Genomic DNA, 19283 nt, shown 5'->3' on the forward strand with positions numbered 1-19283 from the left:
TGTGGCAAGGCTCGTAATGATCTGCGTCCAGCTTAGAGGTTTTTGCTGTGTAAATACTTGTTTCCAGCTAGTTAAAGCTGCTGGCCCATCAGCTCAATGAGCTCGTCAATCTGTGAATTGGTGGTTGCAAACGGGTCCTTGCACAGCACAATACCGCCCGGGCCGTCCTCATACTTCATGTGGACCCAATCCGCGCTGTAGCGTCGGCCATTGGCTCGTGCGGCGCGAATGAATTTGCTTCGCAGCGCCGCGCGTGTCGTGGCCGGCGGGTTGTTCACGGCCGCCATGATTTCAGCTTCGGAGACGACTGCGCTGGCCAGGCCGCGGCGCTTGAGCAGGTGGAACAGGCCGCGCTGCGGGTCGATGTCATGGTATGTCAGGTTCAGCTGCGCGATCCGTGGTGCCGAGAGCTCCAGGGAGTTTTTCTGCGCATATCCCGTCAGCAACTTGTGCTTGATAGCCCAGTCGATGTCCCGGTCGATCAGCGAGAAGTCCTGGCTTTCCACTGCGTTCAGCGTGCGTTCCCACAATTCCAGGACGGTGTCTACCTGGTCGTGGTGCGCGCCGTGGCGGGCGATGAATTCCTTGACGGATTCGAAGAGGATCCACTGGATCTGCAGTGCGGTCGGCTCGTCGCCGCCCATAAGCCGCACGACGGTCTGGCCAGTGAAATCGTGGGAGATCTGGCGGATCGAGCGAATCGGGTTTTCCAGTCGCAGATCGTGGTAGATTTCTCCGGATTCGATCAGGCGCAGCACCAGATCGGTGGCGCCGATCTTGAGCAGCTGGGTGGTTTCGCTCATCGTCGAGTCGCCCACTATGACATGCAGCCGGCGGTGGTACTCGGCATCTGCATGCGGCTCATCGCGGGTGTTGATGATCGGACGCGAGCGCGTCGTGGCAGAGGAGACCCCTTCCCACATGTGATCGGCGCGCTGGGAGAAGACGTACTTGGTCTGCTCTTCATCGGTGATCAGATGCCCGGCGCCGCACAATAGCTGGCGGGTGACGAGGAAAGGGATGAGCATGTCAGCGAGGCGCTTGAACTCGATTTTGCGTGGAATCAGGTAATTCTCATGACAGCCATAGGAGTTCCCGGCGGAGTCCACATTGTTCTTGAACATGTAGATGCGGCCTTCGTGCCCTTCTTCGGCCAGCTGGTCCTCTGCCTGGTCGACGAGGTCGAGCATGAACACCTCGCCTGCACGGTCATGGGCGATCAGCTGCTTGAGCTGGTCGCATTCTGCGGTGGCGTATTCCGGGTGCGAACCCACATCCAGGTAGAGGCGCGAGCCGTTCTCCAGGAACACATTTGAGCTGCGTCCCCAGCTGACTACGGGCTTGAACAGGTGCCGTGCGGCATCCTCCGGGGTGAGCCGTCGCCCATCCGACGGGACATAATTCAGTCCGAATTCGGTTTCCAGACCAAAAATTCTGCGATCCACGCGAAGCTACTTCCCCTCAACTGCGGTTCTGCCGCATTGGGCAGAACACGACTTCCAAAGCTGTCTGCCCGTTCGGGCTTACTGGCCACCCTTTTGCACGAATCCGCGTACGAACTCTTCAGCGTTGGATTCCAGCACCGAGTCGATTTCATCCAGCAGGTCATCCACGCCGGCGGACTGGCCGGTGGTGTTCACCTGGACCTGCTCTGCTTCGGCCTGCTGGTTCTGGGTGTTGCGGCGGGCCGAGAAGCTTTCCTGAGTCATCGTTTTCTCCTAAGTAGTCGTGAATCCCGGAATTACGCGCCGAGACTCATACCTATTCTGCGCCGATTAGCGACGCCTTGCCAATTCGTCGATGAATTCCGCAATCTCCAGCTGGGCGTCGAAGAGTTCGCCAACCTGCGCACGGGTTCCGGCAAGCGGCTCGGACATGTGGAAGCGGCTGATCTTGCGTGCGCCGGGAACGGCGAAGGACAGTGCATCCCAGTTCGCTGCGACCACGTAGGGCGCATAGCGCTGCAGGGTCATGCCGCGCAGGTAGGCGCGGGTATCCTCCGGCGGGGCGCCCACGGCTTGGTTGATCTCCTGCTGGCTGAAGATCCTCTGGATTGCCCCGCGTTCGGCCATGCGGTAGTACAGGCCCTTGTCGGTCCGCAGATCAGCCCATTGCAGGTCCAGCATCGCCACGCGTGGATCGGTAAGCTCAAGCTGGTGGCGCTGGGCGAAGCCGTTGACCAGCTTGTATTTGGCGATCCAGTCAATCTGGTCTGCAGCTTCCATCGGGTCGCGCTCGAGCAAATCCAGGATCTGCGCCCAACGACTGAGGATCTCGGTGGTGTCCGGATCATCTATGCCACGTGCCGCACAGTAGTTTTCCGCCGCATGCAGGTAATGGCGCTGGATTTCAATGGCCGTGAGCTGGACCCCGCCGCGCAATCGCACCTTGGCCTTCAGGGTGGGGTCGTGGCTGATTTGCTGCAAGGCCAGGACCGGCTCGACCAATTCCAGCTGCGGGGCCATCCCCGCTTCGATCAGCGAGAGCACCAAGTTGGTGGTGCCCACCCGCAGCAGGGTGGAGATCTGGCCGAGGTTGGCATCCCCGATGATCACGTGCAGGCGGCGGTACTTGTCCCAGTTCGCGTGCGGTTCATCGCGGGTATTGATGATCGGGCGGTTGATGGTGGTTTCCAGGCCCACTTCCGCCTCGAAGAAGTCGGCACGCTGGGAGATCTGGAAGGCGGCGCGCTCGTTGAGCATTCCCTGGCCCACCCGCCCGGCGCCGCAGAAGATCTGCCGGCTGGCAAAGAACGGGGTGAGCCCGCGGACAATCGAAGAGAACTCGATGTCGCGCGGCATCAGGTAGTTCTCATGCGAGCCGTAGGAGACCGACTTGTTATCGGTGTTGTTCTTGTAGAGCAGCAGTTCCCCGCTGCCCAGGCGCTGGGCGGCGGCCGCGGCGCGGCGCATCACTTCATCGCCGGCTTGGTCCCAGAGCACCGCATCACGCGGGGTCATCGATTCCGGGCTGGAGTATTCCGGGTGGGCGTGGTCAACGTAGAGGCGTGCGCCGTTGCCCAGAACCATATTCATCACTACATCCGTGGATTCCTTCTCCTGGTAGAGCGTGGAGCCCACATGCGCGTCATTGCCATCCAGCGCAATGGATTCGGCGGTCCAGATGCCTTCATCTTCCAGCCCCGGTTCCAGGTCGGTGAGCTGGCTCGGATGCGCTTGGGCGCGGTCCATGGCAAACCCGCGCGCATCTTGCAGCGGGGATTCGTCGCTGTAGTCCCAGCGCGCAGCCTTGGCCGCCGAATCCTGTTCGGCTACCAATTGCGCGTAGGCATCAACGATCTGCGCCGAAAGCACCGTGGCATTGGCCTTGGGCATGTTCGGGCGAATAATTCCGTATTCGGTTTCCAAGCCGACCAGCCGACGTGCGCTCATTTGCTGGCCTGCTGCTGGACCAGGGAACGGATGTTGCTGATCCGTTCGCCCTTGCGCCCGGAAATCCGGGCCCAGTCATCGGGGTTGGTGGTATTGGGCATGTCTTCGTGCTCGGCGAATTCTTCGCGCACCGCACGCAGCAGGTACTCCATCTTCAGGCCGCGCTCGTTCTGCGTGATCAGCGCCTTGATGGCGTGCTTCTTGGCGCGGTCCACGATGTTGTGGATGACCGCGCCCGAGGCAAAGTCCTTGAAGTAGAGCACTTCGGTAGCACCGGTAACATAGGTGACTTCGAGGAATTCGTTGATCCGCTCGGTGGAGTACATTGCCTGGACAGCCCCGCGGATCATGCGCGCTATGGTTGCGCCGGGATCCCCCGCATCGGCACCGAGCTCATCGGCGTGCAAGGGCAGTTCGGTAGTCAGGTACTTGCTGAAGATTTCGGTGGCGCCCTCTGCATCGGGGCGGCGGATCTTGATCTTGACATCCAAGCGCCCCGGACGCAGGATCGCCGGGTCGATCATGTCCTCGCGGTTGGACGCGCCGATGACAATCACGTTATCCAGGCGCTCTACGCCGTCAATTTCGGCCAGCAGCTGCGGCACAATGGTGGTTTCCACATCCGAGGAGACGCCGGTGCCACGGGTACGGAACAGCGCTTCCATTTCGTCGAAGAACACCACAACCGGATCACCGTGCAGCGCCTTTTCGCGGGCGCGGGCGAAGATCAGGCGAATATGGCGTTCGGTTTCACCCACGTACTTATCCAGCAGCTCCGGGCCCTTGATGTTCAGGAAGTAGCTGCGGTTGCTGGTGCCTTCCTTGCGCTCGACGACGCGCTGGGCCAGGGAGTGCGCCACGGCCTTGGCGATCAGGGTCTTGCCACAGCCTGGAGGGCCGTAGAGCAGGATCCCCTTTGGCGCGCTCAATCCGTGTTCGCGGTACAGCTCCGGGTGGGTGAAGGGCAGCTCCACCGAGTCCTTGATGGCTTCGATCTGCGAGTTCAGGCCGCCAATGTCCGAATAGGCAATATCCGGGACCTCTTCAAGCACCAGGGACTGCATGTCGGTGAGCTGGACGCGGGATACCGCCATGCCAGAACGCGAATCAATGGACAGCTGGTCGCCAACGCGCAGGTGCATGTCCCGCAGCGGGCCGGCCAGCTCAATGACGCGCTGGTCATCGGCACGGGCCATGACTACAGCGTGGTGATTTTCCAGCAGTTCCTTGACAGTGACCAGTTCACCGGTCTCCTCGAATCCCAGGGCCGCGACGATCACGAGTGCTTCATTCAGCAGCACCTGCTGGCCGATGACCAGCTTGTCGAAATCCATCAGCGGGCTGACGGAAACGCGCATCTTGCGGCCGGAGTAGATGACATCTGCCGACTGGGCACCGGTGGATTCGATGCCGAGCCCGGGTTCGGGGTGCTTGCGTGGGTGCTTGGCCACGATGGTGCCGTGGCTGAATGGGGTGTCTCCGTCTTTTTCCAGCGCGGACTTCAGGTTGATGATCTGCTCGCGGGTGGTTTCCAGCAGGGCAACCAGGCGCTTGTTATTGCCGCTGATCCCGGCGAGTTGCTTGTCGAGGTTGCGATTCTTGTCGCGCAGCACGTTGACCTGGCGTTCGGTCATCTGCAGCCGCTCGGCCAATTGTTCTGCCTCGCGATTATCGTTCACGTTCCAACCTCCAACATCCAACGTCACCGGGCCGGTTCTTGCGCCCTGATGAGGTTTTTTCCGATGCTTGGCGCACCGTCTTACTTCCATCCTAGGAAGTGAAGGCCCCGAGTGCAGAACACCCGGGGCCTTATGTCACATAATGAGACGCGAAATCTCAATATATGGTTACAGCTTATGCTTCGCCGCCAGCGCCTTCGGCGCCTTCTTCAGCAGCACGAACACGCACGGACTGGTTGGCATCGCGGGCGGCACGACGCAGCTTCTTATCCGACAAGCCACGCTCGCCCAAGGCTTCGGCGGTCCACTCGGCGTCGGCGTGATCGCGGGTCCACGCGCTCAGATCCTCATCCGAGTACGAATGCTCCTTGATGCGCTTGGCCTTCGGGATGCCATCGGCGGAATCGGCCAAGCGGCGGCAGGTAATCAGGAATGCGGTGTGCGCCACCATGCGGTGGTCCGGGCGCACTGCCAGGCCATCGACGTGCCAGCCACGCACCAGGGTTTCGAAGCACTCGGGCTCGGTGAACTGGCCGGAAGCGCGAATGGCTTCGACCACGCGGGACATCTGGGTCACCGAGGAAACGTAATTGGTCCACACGCCGCCTGGCGCCAGCACGGTAGCTACCGCATCCAGGCACTCCCAGGGGCTGAGCATATCCAGGACCACGCGGTCGATGCTGCCAGGTTCTTCCAGCTCGACGACCTTGTCCTGGAAGTCGCCGATTGAGATCTGCCACGACGGGTGCTCGCCACCGAATACGGTGGAGATGTTGCCCCGAGCGATATCGGCGAATTCCTCGCGTCGCTCGAAGGAGTGCAGGAAGCCCTCATCGCCGACCGCGCGCAGCAGCGAGATGGACAGCGCACCGGAACCGACACCGGCTTCAACTACGCGGGCGCCCGGGAAGATATCGCCGAACTGCACGATCTGCGCGGCATCCTTCGGGTAGACCACGGTGGCGCCGCGCGGCATGGAGAGCACGAAGTCCTTGGCCAGCGGGCGCAGGGCCTGGTAGCGGAAGCCGTCGATATTCTCGATGACCGAGCCTTCGGGCAGGCCGATGATGGCCTCGTGCGGCAACACGCCCTTGTGCGTGTGGAACTCTCCACCGTGCTGCAGGGTGATGGTGTTGATCCGGCGCTTCTCGTCGGTCAACTGCACGCGGTCGCCGACACGGAAGGGGCCGCGACGGGCTGCCGCGCCGTGTGGCGCCTGGCTCTTAGCTTCGCTCACTGATGTGATCCTTTTCTTGGTGCTTTTCAGTCTGTATAGAGTTTACTTGCGGCGTCCGGTGACGGCGTTGACGATCTGCCGCTGGTTCAGCAGGCCCACCACATGCCCGGTGGAACTGATCACCGCGTATTCGGCGCTGTCCACGCTGGCCAGGTAGTCAATCAGTGCGCGGCCATCCGAATCCTCGGCCACGATCGCGCCCTGGCCCAGGGCACGGGAAACGGCCAAGGCCGGAACCTGGGCTGCCTGGCTCGGATCTACCCGGGACAGTGCTTGCGCATCGATGACACCGACCGGCATCCCCTTCGGGTCGACCAGGATGATCTCTCCCCCGCGAGCGGCCTGGCGGGAGAGCACGTCGGCAACGGTTGCGTGGGAAACCATGGCCGAGGCCGGGCGCATCAAGTCGGTGGCGATCACTGTTGGCAGGTTCAGCATCATCTTGGAGTGCGCGATCAGCTGCGTGGTGGCTTGCCACATGAACATCGCTACCATGATGCCGACCACCACCGTGATGATCTGGGGCTGCTCGCCGCGTACCAAAGGATAGATCACGAAGTAGAAGATCAGGCCCACGGCGATCGCCCGGCCCACCCAGCTCGAGGCGATGGTGCCCTTGAACTGGGATCCGGTGGCCTTCCAGACGATGGACTCGACCAGCCGCCCGCCATCGAGCGGAAGCCCGGGCAGCGCGTTGAAGGCGCCCAGCAGCAGGTTGGCATAGACAAAGAAGTCCAGCAGCAGGTTCGGGTACACGCCCAATGCCACGTTCTCGATCACCAGCCAGCCGATTCCGGCCAGCAGGAAGTTCGACAGCGGTCCGGATAGCGCCACCCAGAGCGAGGCGCCGGGCTTGGCCTTGAAGGAACCGAACTGGGTGTGCCCGCCCATCAGCGTCAAGACGATGTGCGCATCGGGCCATTTGAAGGCGCGGGCGGTCATCGCGTGCGCCACCTCGTGGATGAGCACGGCCACGGCGATAGCCACCGCGCAGGCCAGGCCCATCAGGTAGGCGTTCAGCGGCGGAATGATCCCGCCGCGCGAAAGCTGGATGCCAACGCTGAACGTGATTACCGCGGTGATGATGAACCAAGAGCTGGAGAGGTAGACCGGTACGCCGCCGATACGCCCCAGCTTGATTCCAGGGGACTTTTCCTGAGTGTCGCTCACGCGCTAACCTGCACCAACCATCGAGTCATTTCATTTACATCTACGGATGCCAAGCTGTCGATCCGGCGCCAATTGCCTTCGCCAGGATCGGTGGCGTTGGGAACCAGCACCGCATGCAGCCCGGCCGCGGAAGCCGAAGCGATGCCCGGCACCGAATCCTCGAAGCCAATGCACTTGGCTGCTACCAGTTCTTGCCCGGTGCAGTCGCCAAGCAGCTGCATTCCAGCCAGATAAGGCTCCGGGTGCGGCTTGCCGTTGGCAACCTCTTCACCGGTAACGCTGGCCTGGAAGGTGCCTTCCGGGATGCTGAGCATCAGTTCATCGACAATGCTGCGCTCGGACATGGTCACCAAAGCCTGAGGGATGTCTGCCTGCTTGCACGCCGCGAGCAATTCGCGGGCCCCCGGCCGCCAGGGGATTTCCCGACGGATACCGGCAACCACCCGGGCAGATAGCCAGTCGATGATCTCGCGGATCTCCAGCTTAACCCCGGCCTGCTGCAGGGCCCGGGCGCCATCTGGCAACGCGTTGCCGACCAGGGCCAGGCCTTGTTCATGGCTCCACGTCCCGCCATGGGAAGCCACCAGCTCAGCTTCGGCAGCCAGCCAATAGGGTTCGGTGTCGATCAGCGTACCGTCCATATCCCACAGGACAGCTTGCGGGGTTGCGGGTTCGGTTCCGGCGGCAAAGTCAAAACTGGTGCTTGGCATGAGTCCATTCTAGATGGAAGAGTGGGGCTAAGCCGCTTCGGCGAGCCACGCCGATAGCATCGAGTGCTGCCAAGGAGTCTTCAATGAACGAGGAATACCACGCCCCGACGCTGAATAGCTATATCGCCAAGACCCAGCATGAGATTCGCCCCACCATCGTCTTGGCTGCCTTCGAGGGTTGGAACGACGCCGGTTCGGCGGCCACGGACGCAGTCCGCCTGCTGCTCGAGTCCAACGCCTATGAGCATGTGGCCACCGTGGGCGAGGACGACTTCTACGACTACCAGTTCACCCGGCCCAAGACCCGGCGCACCGGGACCGGGCGCGTAGTGGAATGGCCACGCACGGAGATCTTCAAGATCCTGTTGCCGCAGGCGGCCGCCGACCTGTTGGTGGTGCTGGGTGTCGAGCCGACGTTCAAGTGGCAAACCTTCTGCTCGCGGATCATCAAGGTGGCGCAGTCCCACAACGCCCATGCCGTGGTCACCTTGGGCGCCTTGCTGGCCGATGTGCCGCATACCCGTCCGGTGCCGACCTCGCTGGCCAGCGACGATCCGCGTTTCCAGGAGCACCTGAGGATCAGCGCCTCCACCTACGAGGGCCCGACCGGAATCCCCTCGGTGCTCGGCGTGGAGTTCGAACGGTACGGGATCCCGAGCCTGTCGCTGTGGGCGCAGCTCTCCCACTATGTTGCGCAGTCCCCCAGCCCGCGGGTGCAACTGGCCATCATCGAGCTGCTGGAGGAAGTCATCCCGATCTCCGTGCTGGACCAGAAGCTGCGTGAGGATGCGCTGGCCTGGAAACATGGGGTGGACGAGCTCGCGGCAGCGGATCCGGATGTGGCCAAGTACGTTGAACAGCTGGAGCAGGCAACGGACACCAGCGAGCTTCCCGAGGCCAGCGGCGAGTCCATTGCCCGGGAATTCGAGCGCTATCTGCGCCGCCGCGGAAAGTACCGCACAGACGGCCCAGGGTCCGACTTCGATATCTGAAGCCGGACCCCGGGATGCTTGGCGCAGTGCTGACTAGAGCTTGAGCCCCAGCAGCGCGTCAATGCCGTTGCGCAACGCTTCGGCGCCGTCGCCATTCGAGCCGGCAGGCTGCGCAGCCCACCGGTCGAGAGCCTCCAGCGCGGACGGTGCATCGATGTCATGGGCCATGTGCTCGCGGATGCTTGCCACCACCTTGGCTGCCTCCTCGGTGCTGGTGGTGGCCAGGGCCTTGCGCCAGGCGGCCACACGCTGCTGCGCTGCGGCCAGCAATTCCTCGGTCCAGAACCAGTCGCTGCGGTAGTGCTGGGAGAGCAGCACGGCGCGGATCGCTACCGGCTCGACGCCAGCTTCACGCAGTTTGGAGACCAGCACCAGGTTGCCCAGGGACTTGCTCATCTTTTCGCCGTCCAGGCCCACCATGCCGGTGTGCACATAGGTCTGCGCGAGTTCCGCGTTATCGCCAGCGGCTGCGTGGGCCGCGGAAAATTCGTGGTGGGGGAAGATCAGGTCCGAGCCGCCACCCTGGACGGTGAACGGGGCCGGCAGGGTCTTGCGGGCAATCACCGAGCATTCGATGTGCCAGCCTGGGCGGCCTGCACCGAGCTTGCCGCCATCCCATGACGGCTCGCCCTCGCGGGCTGCACGCCACAGCAGCGGGTCCAGCGCATCGCGCTTGCCGGCACGATCCGGGTCCCCACCGCGTTCGGCGAAGAAGCCGAGCATGGTCTCGCGGTCGTAGTTCGAAACGGCGCCCAGCTTCCAGGCATCGTTCTGTGCGGCCATGGTGTCGAAGTACACGTCGCCTTCTACCCCATCGGCACCGGCCGGCACGCGGTAGGCCAGATCCGCATCGAGCAGCTGCTCAACGACCGGGACCAGCCAGTGGATGGATTCCACGGCACCGATGTAGTTCTGCGGCGGGATGACATTCAGGGCTTCCATGTCGTCGCGGAATAGCTGGATCTGCGACTCGGCCAGTTCGCGCCAATCGACGTTGGTGGCTTCGGCACGCTCGAGCAGCGGGTCGTCCACGTCGGTGATGTTCTGGGTATAGGCCACGGTTCGCCCGGCATCGCGCCAGGTGCGCTGCACCAGGTCGAAGGTGACATATGTGGCGGCGTGGCCCATATGGGTGGCGTCATACGGGGTGATACCGCAAACGTACATGCTTGCCGGCGCAATAGCTTCTTCCGCTGGCGCAGTGGCCTGCTGGGTACCGGTGGCGGTGTTGAAAAGTTCCAGAGTCGGTGCTGAACCAGCCACCTGAGGTACCTCAGGGTTATTCCACGCGTGCACTTATGGACATCCTTTCGCAGATGCGACGTATTTCTTCCTTTAACTCCAAGTGAAGCAAGGCAAGGTTTATTCCCGTTAACTGCAAGATGTCCGTGAAGCAGTCCACGGACATCTTGGAAAACATGAATCAGGCGGCCATCCAGCCTAATCCGAGAGCGACGAACAGCACCAGGCCCAGCAGGATGCGGTACCAGACGAAGAAACGGTAGGAGTGGGTGGAAACGAATCTCAGGAACCAGCCCACGATCAGGAAGCCAACGATGAAAGCCACGACGGTAGCGACACCGGTCTGCGCCAGGGTGTAGACACCTGGTTCATCGAAGGACTTCACCAGCTTGTACAGGCCCGAGGCGAACACCGCGGGGATCGCCAGCAGGAACGAATAGCGCGCTGCCGCTTCACGGGTGTAGCCCATGAGCAAACCAGCGGTGATGGTGCCACCGGAGCGCGAGACGCCCGGAATCAAGGCCATGGCCTGGGCGAAGCCGTAGAAGATGCCGTGCTTGACGGTCAGCTTTTCTAAGGTGCGCTGCTGCTTGCCGTAGTGATCGGCGATGGCCAGGATCAGGCCGAAGACCACCAGGGTGGTCGCAACGATCCACAGCGAACGGAAGTTCGTATCGATGTAGTCTTCCAGCAGCAGGCCCAGGATCGCGATCGGCAGGGAGCCGACGATGATCAGCCAGCCCATCTTGGCATCCGGATCCGAGTGCGGGATCTTGCCGGCCAATGCCTTGCCCCAGGCGCCGATGATCCGCACGATGTCACGCCAGAAGAAGACGATGACTGCGGTTTCGGTACCCAGCTGGGTTATGGCGGTAAATGCCGCTCCGGGGTCTTGGGCGTTGGGCAAGAGTTCGCCAACGATACGCAAGTGGGCTGAGGACGAGATCGGGAGGAACTCGGTCAGGCCCTGGATCAATCCTAGGAAAGCTGCTTCAAACCAATTCACCCCTCGACATTACTTCACTTGCTGCGACTACCAGGGCTCAGAAACACGGATTAGGAAAAATTCACTCCGTGGTCGTACTCACGCATCATCCGAGGGTATGGTGAAGGGCAATAACTCAGAATACTGATCGTAGAGGGCGTCTTCATAGTCTTCGAAGGCATCGGCCAGCGCGCCAAATGCCGCGTCGACGGATGCCTCGCTAGCACCGCGGCTCTGCGACACAATTGCCAGGTGCTGCTCCAGGCGTGCAATAAATGCTTGCAGTGCAAAACTCGGTTCAGTACTCATAGCATGAGGCTACAACGCACGGCGTTCTTTAGATAGGGGGCAAGATGCTCGAAGAAAGAATTAAGCCACCGCTGCATCATCCCGATGACCAGCGCTTTGAATACCTGGTCATAACTTCTTTCCCCGGCGAGCCAAGGCATGTCGCCCGTGCTGCCCTGCGCGAGCATGCAGATAACGGCAAATGGGAGCTCATGCGTACCTGCCGTTATGAAGGCGGCGCCCAAAAATACTGGTTGCGCCGCCGCGTGATGCGCATTCGCAGCACGCTGGCTTCCTGAACCACTGCCTTGCCAATGGCGAAATGCCCGCGATTCGCCGTCTAGGGAATCGCGGGCCTCGCGTCAGCTTTCGAGCGGGCCTACCAGCCATGAGGCCACCGTATTGGCTGCAGAGGCGGCATTGGACGGGTGATACCAGCTGGCCTGCACGTCGCGGTAGAGGCGTTCGAACTCCGATCCCCGGAAATATCCGCCGCCGCCGAGCAGCTGACCGGCAACCTGGATGTTCTCCCGTGCAGTATCCCCGGCCAGGGTGCGCAGCGTCACCAGCTTGGGGAACCATGCGCCCTGGTGATCGGCCTTGGCCTCCAGGTCACCGGATACCGACCGTTGCAGTGCGTCCAGGGCCAGCAGGCGCATCGCCGCATCTGCCAATAGCCCGCGGGCGCGAACATCCTGCGAATACCGGGTCCCGTCCTGATGCACCCGCTTGTTCAGCGCCTCCTGGGCCAGGGTCACCGCACGATCGGCGATGCCCACGTAGACGCTTGCGGTCAGGGTCAGGAAGGATGCAAAGATGCCGAAGACCAGCGGGTCCGGGTTCGGGCCGACCGGCAGCCGGCTATGCACCCAATCGCTTGGAGCCACAGCATTTTCCAGCTTCGTGGTGTGCGACTGGCTGGCCCTCATCCCCAAGGTGTTCCAGTCGTTCATCGAATGCACGCCCTCGCCCCTGGCGACAAAGCCGTGGACCAGTTCCCCGGATTCCTCATCCTTGCCGAAAACTCCCAGACGGGTGAATGCCGGTGCCAGCGAGGTGAAGATCTTCACGCCGCTGAACGCCACCGAACCATCGGCAGCGGTTCTCGCCCTGGTCTTCGAATCGAAGAGCACCGCATCATTGCCCGGTTCCGAAATCCCGAAGGCCATCACTTCGCCCTCGGCAATCCACTGGGCCACCATGTCCAGGCGCCGGTCCCCGCGGGCCTGCAGCAAATACGCGACACCTGCCCATACCTGGTGCATGTTGATCGCCAAGGCCGTGCCTGGTGCTGCGGTGGCGAGGCGTCGCTGGGCCAGGGCCAGGATGTCGAAGTTCCACCCCAGTCCGCCGCGGTCTTCCGGCACCAGCGCCTTGAGGTAGCCCAGTTCCACCAGTTCGTTGAAGTCTTCGATGGCGAACGCGTTCGCGGCGTCATAGCCGGCGGCCCGGTCACGGAAACGCTCAAGTAGCTCGTCGGTCAGTACGGATTCGATGGACAAGGATTCTGCTCCTGGATTCTGTTGTGCTGGCTGGGCCAACGCTGGTTCTAGTATTCCTGCAAGAGGTTTTGCAGCACTCGCACGCCGAATTTAATGGAGTCCACCGGCACTCGTTCATCGACGCCATGGAACATTCCGGTGAAGTCCAGCTCGGCAGGAAGTTGCAGCGGCGCGAATCCGTAGCCGGTGATATCCAGCTTGGCCAGCCATTTGTTATCGGTTCCGCCAGAGAGCATATAGGGCAGAACCACCGCTTCCGGGTCTTCAGCCAGCAACGACTCGATCATGGAATCCACCAGCGCACCGGCAAATGGCACCTCCAGGGAATCTTGTTCATGCACCATGGAAAGCTCAACGTGTTCCCCGGCCAATTGGCGCAGGGTCTCCAAGGTGGCTTCGTGCTGCTCGGGCAGGGTCCGGCAGTCGATAAGCGCTTCGGCCTGGCCGGGAATGACGTTGTGCTTGTAGCCGGCTTCCAGGGCGGAGGGATTCGCGGTGTTCTGCAAGGTAGCCCCGACGAAGCGCGAGACATTGCCCATGGCCGAGAGCAGCGGGGCAGGATCGGCTTCATCGAAGTCCAGTCCGGACAGCTCGGCAACCTGCTCGAGCAATGCGCGAGTGGTTTTGGTGTAGGACAGCGGCCATCGATGTTCACCGATGCGATGAACGGCTCCGGCCAGATGGGTGACCGCATTGTCGGTGTTCAGCTGCGAGCCATGGCCGGCCATGCCCTTGGATGTCAGTTTCAGCCAGGCGATGCCCTTTTCCGCAGTCTGCAGCATGTATGCCCGACGACCGTTGATTTCGACTGAGAACCCGCCGACTTCGCTAATGGCCTCGGCCGCCCCGGCGAATAGTTCGGGATGGTTCTGCACCATCCAGCCTGAGCCATAGTCCCCGCCAGCCTCCTCGTCGGCAAAGAAGGCGATGACCAGATCACGCCGCGGGGTGATGTTTTCGCGTTGCAGGTGGCGGATGGCGGCGATAATCATCGCATCCATGTTCTTCATGTCCACCGCTCCGCGTCCCCAGATCATCCCATCGATGATCTCGGCCCCGAAAGGATCAACGCTCCAGTCTTCGGAGATGGCTGGCACGACATCCAGGTGGCCGTGCACTACCAGGGCCGGCAATGCCGAATCGGCGCCTGGAACACGGGTGACCACGTTGGCCCGTCCGGGAGCGGATTCGTAGATCTTGGCATCCAGGCCAACTTCCCCGAGCAACCCAGCGACATAGCGGGCGGCAACAAGCTCCCCCGCGCCCTTGTTGCCTCCATAGTTCGTCGTGTCGATCTGAATCAGTTTCCTGCAGATCTCGACGGCTTCATTTTCCATGAGTGGAATGGCGCCAGCAGTGGACATCGCAATTGATCCTCTCGTAGCAGTGCTTTGCAATACACACTAGTGGGCAAAGCCCCAACGGTCTTGTGCGCACGTGCGCAAATTCTAGCCGTGAAGTTCCTGGTAGGCCTTTTTCGCACCCGGGTGCAGGGGCTGCCCACCGGTGCTGACCAAGGTTTCCGGGGTCAAGAATTGAATGCCGGCACTGGATTCTGGCACCAGTTGATCAGCGTGGGCAACCAAGAGCTTGACGATGGCTCCGGCCAGCTCTTCGGGCATATCCGCGCGCGCCATCAAGAGGTTGCCAACCCCGATAGTCTCCACGGATTTGATTCCGCGGTAGGTTTCCTCCGGGATGACAACCCCGTCGTAGAGATCCGGGTACTGGTCGCGCAGCTGCGGCAGGACCCCGGAAACATCGAGCAGGCCCAAGTCCTTAGTTGAAGCGAGCTCGCTGAGCGAGGTAACCGGCAGGCCGCCGAAAAGGAATAGTGCATCAATGCTTCCCCTGCTCAGCGCCTTCAGCCCTGCCACGTACCCGTACTGCAGCTCCTTGGGAGAGATCGCGCTGTTCTTCAGCTTCGCTGCATGCAAGATTCGCTGACCGGTCACCCACGTACCGGATCCTGGCGCGCCGGTACCGATGGTGCGTCCTGCTAGATCTTGCAGCGAACTAATCCCAGCTGCTGTGCGGATGATGCAATGGAAATAGTTCTGATAGACCCGTCCCAGGGCCAGCGGCTGAGCTTTCGGTGCACTGTCCTTCCGGTACTGGTCCACCGTATCGGCCAGCGCAAGAGCCAGTTCGGCCTTATTTTCTGCGAGCATCGCCAGATTCTGGGCGCTAGCTTGGGTATTCAAGGCTGTTGAGTGCTCGGCTACGCCGTTCTCCACCAATGCGTGGGAGAGCAAGGAGGCAAATTGGAAGTACATGCCCCCGTCTTCGCCGGAGGCGATATCCAATCGATTTGTCTTCGCCAGCGAGCTGCAGGAACTAAGTGCTGGCATTCCGGCGGCAACCGGGACCGCAAGGAGATATCTAAGCAAGTTCCGCCGGGACGGCATTGGCTCAGGATTCATCGGGCACCTCGGACTCGTTGGCATGTCGTGGCAGGCTGATCGTTGCTTTGAGCCCTTCGCCTTGAGCCGATTCCAGCGTGAGTTCACCGGCGTTGGCGCGTGCCAAGCGATCTACGATGGCCAATCCCAATCCTGTTCCCGGACTTTCCCGTACCTGTTCTGCACGCCAGAAACGCTCTCCTGCATTCGCGAGTTCAGCAGCGCTCATGCCGGTTCCGTGATCCTGTATTTGGATGCTGACAGTTGACGGGCTGAGGCGAAGGCCCAGGACGATCTTGCTGCCAGGGGCGTATTTGAAGGCGTTTTCCAATAGTTCTGCGAGCATCTGCTGCAAATCAAATCCGTTGCACCATGCCATGGCGTTCGGTTCCGAGGTGGCACTGGCGTCGAGCACCAGCTGGTTGCCTAGGTGCCGGGCGGCCTCGGATTGGCGTTCGACTTCCTCGGCAAGCATTTGCCCGACGTCGATTTGTTGTCCGTGCGCGGCTGAATCGGGCAAGGACTCCCCCGCATTCTGCTCGGCTAGCCGATGCTCGGCGCTGGCCAAGCGCATGACGCCGTCCAGCAAGGTCTCCACGCGATGCAGTTCGTTTTCCACCGCGTGCACTCCGGCAGGATCCGCTTGGTCGCCCATGCGCATCTTCAATAGATCCACGCGCAGCCGCAAGGCGGCAACAGGGTTTCGAAGCTGATGGGATGTTTCAGCGATGAGCTCCTGTTGCTGTTTCAAGCTTTCTGCCATGGTTTGGGCCATCTTGCTCAGCGACCGCGATAGCTGGCGCAGTTCTGGAGGTCCTTGCTCTTCCAGGAGTACCGGTGCTTGATGCTGCGCAATATCGTTGACCGCGTCGTTGAGCCGGTGCACCGGACGAAGTACCCAGAAGGTCAAGCGGTCGGCCAAGAGCAGGAGTCCTGCACCAATGGACAAGACAATCAGCCACAGCAGGCTGGACTTTTCCAGCACATTCACACGTGCAGTTTCCAAGTTCACTTGCATCGTTACAGATCCGAGAACCTGGGCAGAGTTTCCGAAAGGCTGCGAGAGCAAGGCTGTGGCATCGGAAAACGGATCAATTGGCGGGATCTGGACAAGTCCCAGATTCAGTTCTGCGTTGCGCACGGTGTCGGCGACTTCGGGGTCCTGGGGATCGATGCTTCCCGAGACCAATTGCTGCGGGCCTAGATTGATCAGCAGCCCTTCGCCATAGAGATCGCTATAGGTATCCACCTCCAGCTGAAGCAGCGACATGTCGCTATTCAGATCGGCATGGGTGGCCAGTTGGACAAAGCGATTCAATGCCGATATCCGGTTTAGCTGGATTTCCGCGGTGGCATCACGGCTCACGCTCTGCAACAGCATTGCACTGAGGATCGCTACGATCGCGAGGAGCAGCGTGCCCAAGATGCCCAGTACGCGCAGTCTCACGGGTTTGGAGTCTCTAGCCGGTAGCCGACCCCGCGAACGTTCACGATCATCCCGGGCGCAGCAAGCTTGGAGCGCAAACCGGTGAGGTGGACATCCAAAGAGCGCGAAACCGCCACGAACGCGTCGCCCCACAAGCGATCAAGGATCTGTTCCCTGGTAACCACCGATCCGGCGTGCTGGGCCAGCAATGCCAGCAGCTCAAATTCTTTGGCGGTCAGTTGGAGATGCCGTCCATTCAGGATCGCTTCGTGCTTGCCGGTGTCCACGCGCAACCCGCCGGCGATGAGCACACCACCGCTGTCGTTGGCTTGCACCTTGGCGCGGCGGGCAACCGCATCGATGCGGGCCAGAAGAACTGCCAGCCCGATGGGCTTGACCAGGAAATCATCGGCGCCCTGGCGCAGACCCCGAACAACACTGCGTTCGTCATTGCGAGCCGAGAGGATGACCACGGGAACATCACTGATTTGGCGCAGCTTGCGCAGGACTTCCAGTCCATCCATATCCGGCAGGCCCAGATCCAGCAGGATCATCTGTGCGTTGTGATGCTTCAGGAGCGCGTCAGCACCGCGGCTGACATGCTCAGCCTGATGACCCGCCGCGCTCACGGCATCGGCAAGGGCGCGGGCGACGGCTTGGTCGTCTTCGACGATCAACAGCTGCACGGCATCATCCTCGGTGTTCAGATCCGGGCTCGCGGCCCGTAGGTAATTGATCAATTCTAGCAATTGGACCACGCAGTGTTTTTCACGTCACGTGCATTCCTAAGAAAGTGTTAGTACTTGACTGAGAGTTTGCCAGTAAGAAAGATCACTACCAAGATTGAAGACGATCTCACACCCCCGTGGTCCGCGTCACCGTCGATGCGACGCTGCGGCGGCATCGCACTGTGGCAAAAGGAAAATTAAATGAGCGATAACATCCAGGCGCAACGCGCCGACCTAGACGGTGGCGGCCCACCGCGCTGGAAAGTCATTGGACCGGGCCTGGTCGTTGCGGCGACCGGCGTTGGCGCAGCCGACATGGTTGCCACCCTGGTAGCCGGCAGCCAGTATGGCTATGCCCTGCTGTGGGCAGTGATTGTCGGCGTGATCCTGAAGATTGTTTTGGTTGAAGGCGCCGGCCGTTACACCCTGGCAACAGGCAAGACCATTTTCGAGGGTTGGAAGACCCTGGGCAAGTGGACCACCTGGTACTTCGGCCCGTACATCATCCTGTGGGGCTTCGTGTACGGCGCTACCGCGATGAGTTCGGCTGCATTGCCGCTGGCCGCTCTGATGCCAGCCGTGGATCTGAAGATCTGGGCAGTGATCATGGGCCTGCTGGGCTTCGTGATGGTGTGGTTCGGAAAGTACAGCTTCTTCGAGAAGATCACCGCCGTACTGGTGGGCATCATGTTCGTGACCGTGGTGGGCCTGGCTTTCATCGCTGTGCCAAACATTCCGGAAATGCTCAAGGGCCTGATCCCGATGATTCCAGAGGGCGGCGTCGTCTACACCCTGGCATTGGCAGGCGGCGTGGGCGGAACGATCACCTTGGCCGCTTACGGCTACTGGCTGCGCGAAAAGGGCTGGTACACCCCTAAGTGGATGCGCGTCATGCGCATCGACAACTCCATGGCTTACGTCATGACCGGTATTTTCGTGCTGGCCATGCTGATCGTTGGCGCGGAGGTAGTTCGCGCCGCCGGCGTGAGCATCTCCGGCGGCGACAAGGGCCTGTTGGAACTGGGCGACGTGCTGAAAGCCGAATACGGAGATGTTGTAGGCAACGGCTTCCTCATTGGCTTCTGGGCCGCGTCCTTCTCTTCGATCATCGGCGTATGGAACGGTGTTTCGCTGATGTTCGCTGACTTCTGGGGCCATATGCGCAAGAAGCCGGCAAACCACCCGGATACCCTGACCGGTGGCAAGTACTTCAAGTTCTATGTCCTGTGGCTGACCTTCCCGCCAATGGTGCTGTTCCTGCTGGACAAGCCAATTGCCCTGATCCTGGCCTATGGCGTCCTCGGTGCGCTGTTCATGCCATTCCTGGCAGTCACCCTCCTGGGCTTGCTCAACGGCAAGCGCATCCCCAAGGAATGGGCCAACCGCTGGCACACCAACACCGCGCTGGCGATTACCGCAGTGCTGTTCATCGTCTTGGGTGTACAGCAGCTGGTCAAGTCCCTGGCTCCGCTCTGGAGCTGATTGCCTTCCGCTAGATCCAAGGCCGTGGTGGCATGCAATTCATTGCAT

18 protein-coding genes are annotated in these 19283 nt (G+C 61.3%); 3 read left to right on the forward strand and 15 right to left on the reverse strand.

Annotated elements, in window-relative coordinates:
• Nucleotides 1-71: 71 nt before the first annotated feature.
• The 7 genes from pafA to ACRDT3_RS07185 all read right to left on the reverse strand — a co-directional run bounded on the left by pafA (nucleotide 72) and on the right by ACRDT3_RS07185 (nucleotide 8188).
• A complete protein-coding gene (pafA, locus tag ACRDT3_RS07155; RefSeq protein ID WP_431492319.1) occupies nucleotides 72-1445 on the reverse strand; it encodes a Pup--protein ligase in 1374 nt (457 codons plus the stop codon).
• 78 nt (nucleotides 1446-1523) lie between these two features.
• A complete protein-coding gene (locus ACRDT3_RS07160) occupies nucleotides 1524-1709 on the reverse strand; it encodes a ubiquitin-like protein Pup (RefSeq protein WP_431492320.1) in 186 nt (61 codons plus the stop codon).
• A 66-nt stretch (nucleotides 1710-1775) separates the two neighbouring features.
• Nucleotides 1776-3392, reverse strand: a complete 1617-nt coding sequence (dop, locus tag ACRDT3_RS07165; RefSeq protein WP_431492321.1) for a depupylase/deamidase Dop — start codon at nucleotides 3390-3392, stop codon at nucleotides 1776-1778.
• On the reverse strand, nucleotides 3389-5026 hold the full coding sequence (arc, locus tag ACRDT3_RS07170; protein WP_431492335.1) for a proteasome ATPase: 1638 nt from the start codon (nucleotides 5024-5026) through the stop codon (nucleotides 3389-3391). The genes dop and arc overlap by 4 nt, the downstream gene beginning before the upstream one ends.
• A gap of 220 nt (nucleotides 5027-5246) precedes the next feature.
• A complete protein-coding gene (locus ACRDT3_RS07175; RefSeq protein ID WP_431492322.1) occupies nucleotides 5247-6308 on the reverse strand; it encodes a tRNA (adenine-N1)-methyltransferase in 1062 nt (353 codons plus the stop codon).
• A 42-nt stretch (nucleotides 6309-6350) separates the two neighbouring features.
• Complete coding sequence (locus ACRDT3_RS07180) at nucleotides 6351-7478, reverse strand: site-2 protease family protein (RefSeq protein WP_431492323.1); 1128 nt, start codon at nucleotides 7476-7478, stop codon at nucleotides 6351-6353.
• Nucleotides 7475-8188, reverse strand: coding sequence for an HAD family hydrolase (locus ACRDT3_RS07185; protein ID WP_431492324.1), 714 nt, complete (start codon nucleotides 8186-8188; stop codon nucleotides 7475-7477). The genes ACRDT3_RS07180 and ACRDT3_RS07185 overlap by 4 nt, the downstream gene beginning before the upstream one ends.
• A gap of 83 nt (nucleotides 8189-8271) precedes the next feature.
• Here ACRDT3_RS07185 and ACRDT3_RS07190 point away from each other — a divergent pair, with 83 nt between their 5' ends.
• A complete protein-coding gene (locus ACRDT3_RS07190; protein ID WP_431492325.1) occupies nucleotides 8272-9180 on the forward strand; it encodes a proteasome assembly chaperone family protein in 909 nt (302 codons plus the stop codon).
• A gap of 33 nt (nucleotides 9181-9213) precedes the next feature.
• Here ACRDT3_RS07190 and mshC read toward each other — a convergent pair whose 3' ends face one another.
• The 3 genes from mshC to ACRDT3_RS07205 form a co-directional block, all read right to left on the reverse strand.
• A complete protein-coding gene (mshC, locus tag ACRDT3_RS07195; RefSeq protein ID WP_431492326.1) occupies nucleotides 9214-10476 on the reverse strand; it encodes a cysteine--1-D-myo-inosityl 2-amino-2-deoxy-alpha-D-glucopyranoside ligase in 1263 nt (420 codons plus the stop codon).
• Between the two features lie 127 nt (nucleotides 10477-10603).
• Nucleotides 10604-11428, reverse strand: a complete 825-nt coding sequence (locus ACRDT3_RS07200; protein WP_431492327.1) for an undecaprenyl-diphosphate phosphatase — start codon at nucleotides 11426-11428, stop codon at nucleotides 10604-10606.
• A 78-nt stretch (nucleotides 11429-11506) separates the two neighbouring features.
• Nucleotides 11507-11716 carry a hypothetical protein gene (locus tag ACRDT3_RS07205; protein ID WP_431492328.1) on the reverse strand — a complete coding sequence of 70 codons (210 nt, stop codon included), beginning with the start codon at nucleotides 11714-11716 and terminating at the stop codon, nucleotides 11507-11509.
• Nucleotides 11717-11760: 44 nt separating this feature from the next.
• Here ACRDT3_RS07205 and ACRDT3_RS07210 point away from each other — a divergent pair, with 44 nt between their 5' ends.
• Nucleotides 11761-11994 (forward strand): DUF5703 family protein, encoded by a 234-nt coding sequence (locus ACRDT3_RS07210; protein ID WP_431492329.1) that lies wholly within the window; start codon nucleotides 11761-11763, stop codon nucleotides 11992-11994.
• 63 nt (nucleotides 11995-12057) lie between these two features.
• Here the strand turns inward: ACRDT3_RS07210 and ACRDT3_RS07215 are convergent, their stop codons facing one another.
• The 5 genes from ACRDT3_RS07215 to ACRDT3_RS07235 all read right to left on the reverse strand — a co-directional run bounded on the left by ACRDT3_RS07215 (nucleotide 12058) and on the right by ACRDT3_RS07235 (nucleotide 17711).
• Nucleotides 12058-13197 (reverse strand): acyl-CoA dehydrogenase family protein, encoded by a 1140-nt coding sequence (locus tag ACRDT3_RS07215; protein ID WP_431492330.1) that lies wholly within the window; start codon nucleotides 13195-13197, stop codon nucleotides 12058-12060.
• A 47-nt stretch (nucleotides 13198-13244) separates the two neighbouring features.
• Entirely contained in the window at nucleotides 13245-14561 is a 1317-nt protein-coding gene (locus ACRDT3_RS07220; protein WP_431492331.1) for a M20/M25/M40 family metallo-hydrolase, read from the reverse strand.
• A gap of 84 nt (nucleotides 14562-14645) precedes the next feature.
• Nucleotides 14646-15644 (reverse strand): TAXI family TRAP transporter solute-binding subunit, encoded by a 999-nt coding sequence (locus ACRDT3_RS07225; RefSeq protein WP_431492332.1) that lies wholly within the window; start codon nucleotides 15642-15644, stop codon nucleotides 14646-14648.
• Nucleotides 15610-17046, reverse strand: a complete 1437-nt coding sequence (locus ACRDT3_RS07230; RefSeq protein WP_431492333.1) for a sensor histidine kinase — start codon at nucleotides 17044-17046, stop codon at nucleotides 15610-15612. Before ACRDT3_RS07230 ends, ACRDT3_RS07225 begins: the two co-directional genes overlap by 35 nt.
• Nucleotides 17043-17711, reverse strand: coding sequence for a response regulator transcription factor (locus tag ACRDT3_RS07235; protein WP_431492336.1), 669 nt, complete (start codon nucleotides 17709-17711; stop codon nucleotides 17043-17045). The genes ACRDT3_RS07230 and ACRDT3_RS07235 overlap by 4 nt, the downstream gene beginning before the upstream one ends.
• A 243-nt stretch (nucleotides 17712-17954) precedes the next feature.
• Between ACRDT3_RS07235 and ACRDT3_RS07240 the strand changes: the two genes are divergently transcribed.
• Nucleotides 17955-19235 carry an Nramp family divalent metal transporter gene (locus tag ACRDT3_RS07240; RefSeq protein WP_431492334.1) on the forward strand — a complete coding sequence of 427 codons (1281 nt, stop codon included), beginning with the start codon at nucleotides 17955-17957 and terminating at the stop codon, nucleotides 19233-19235.
• The last annotated feature ends 48 nt before the right edge of the window (nucleotides 19236-19283 follow it).

Source organism: Glutamicibacter sp. (assembly GCF_050701915.1).
In the GTDB taxonomy this organism is placed as follows: Bacteria; Actinomycetota; Actinomycetes; order Actinomycetales; family Micrococcaceae; genus Glutamicibacter.

What these genes read in the sequence shown, in the direction of transcription:
- arc (WP_431492335.1), bottom strand. Translation starts at nt 5,026, where the DNA reads ATGACCGAACGCCAGGTCAACGTGCTGCGCGACAAGAATCGCAACCTC.
- ACRDT3_RS07240 (WP_431492334.1), top strand. Translation starts at nt 17,955, where the DNA reads ATGAGCGATAACATCCAGGCGCAACGCGCCGACCTAGACGGTGGCGGC.
- ACRDT3_RS07210 (WP_431492329.1), top strand. Translation starts at nt 11,761, where the DNA reads ATGCTCGAAGAAAGAATTAAGCCACCGCTGCATCATCCCGATGACCAG.
- ACRDT3_RS07190 (WP_431492325.1), top strand. Translation starts at nt 8,272, where the DNA reads ATGAACGAGGAATACCACGCCCCGACGCTGAATAGCTATATCGCCAAG.
- ACRDT3_RS07185 (WP_431492324.1), bottom strand. Translation starts at nt 8,188, where the DNA reads ATGCCAAGCACCAGTTTTGACTTTGCCGCCGGAACCGAACCCGCAACC.
- ACRDT3_RS07160 (WP_431492320.1), bottom strand. Translation starts at nt 1,709, where the DNA reads ATGACTCAGGAAAGCTTCTCGGCCCGCCGCAACACCCAGAACCAGCAG.
- ACRDT3_RS07220 (WP_431492331.1), bottom strand. Translation starts at nt 14,561, where the DNA reads ATGTCCACTGCTGGCGCCATTCCACTCATGGAAAATGAAGCCGTCGAG.
- ACRDT3_RS07205 (WP_431492328.1), bottom strand. Translation starts at nt 11,716, where the DNA reads ATGAGTACTGAACCGAGTTTTGCACTGCAAGCATTTATTGCACGCCTG.
- dop (WP_431492321.1), bottom strand. Translation starts at nt 3,392, where the DNA reads ATGAGCGCACGTCGGCTGGTCGGCTTGGAAACCGAATACGGAATTATT.
- ACRDT3_RS07225 (WP_431492332.1), bottom strand. Translation starts at nt 15,644, where the DNA reads ATGCCAACGAGTCCGAGGTGCCCGATGAATCCTGAGCCAATGCCGTCC.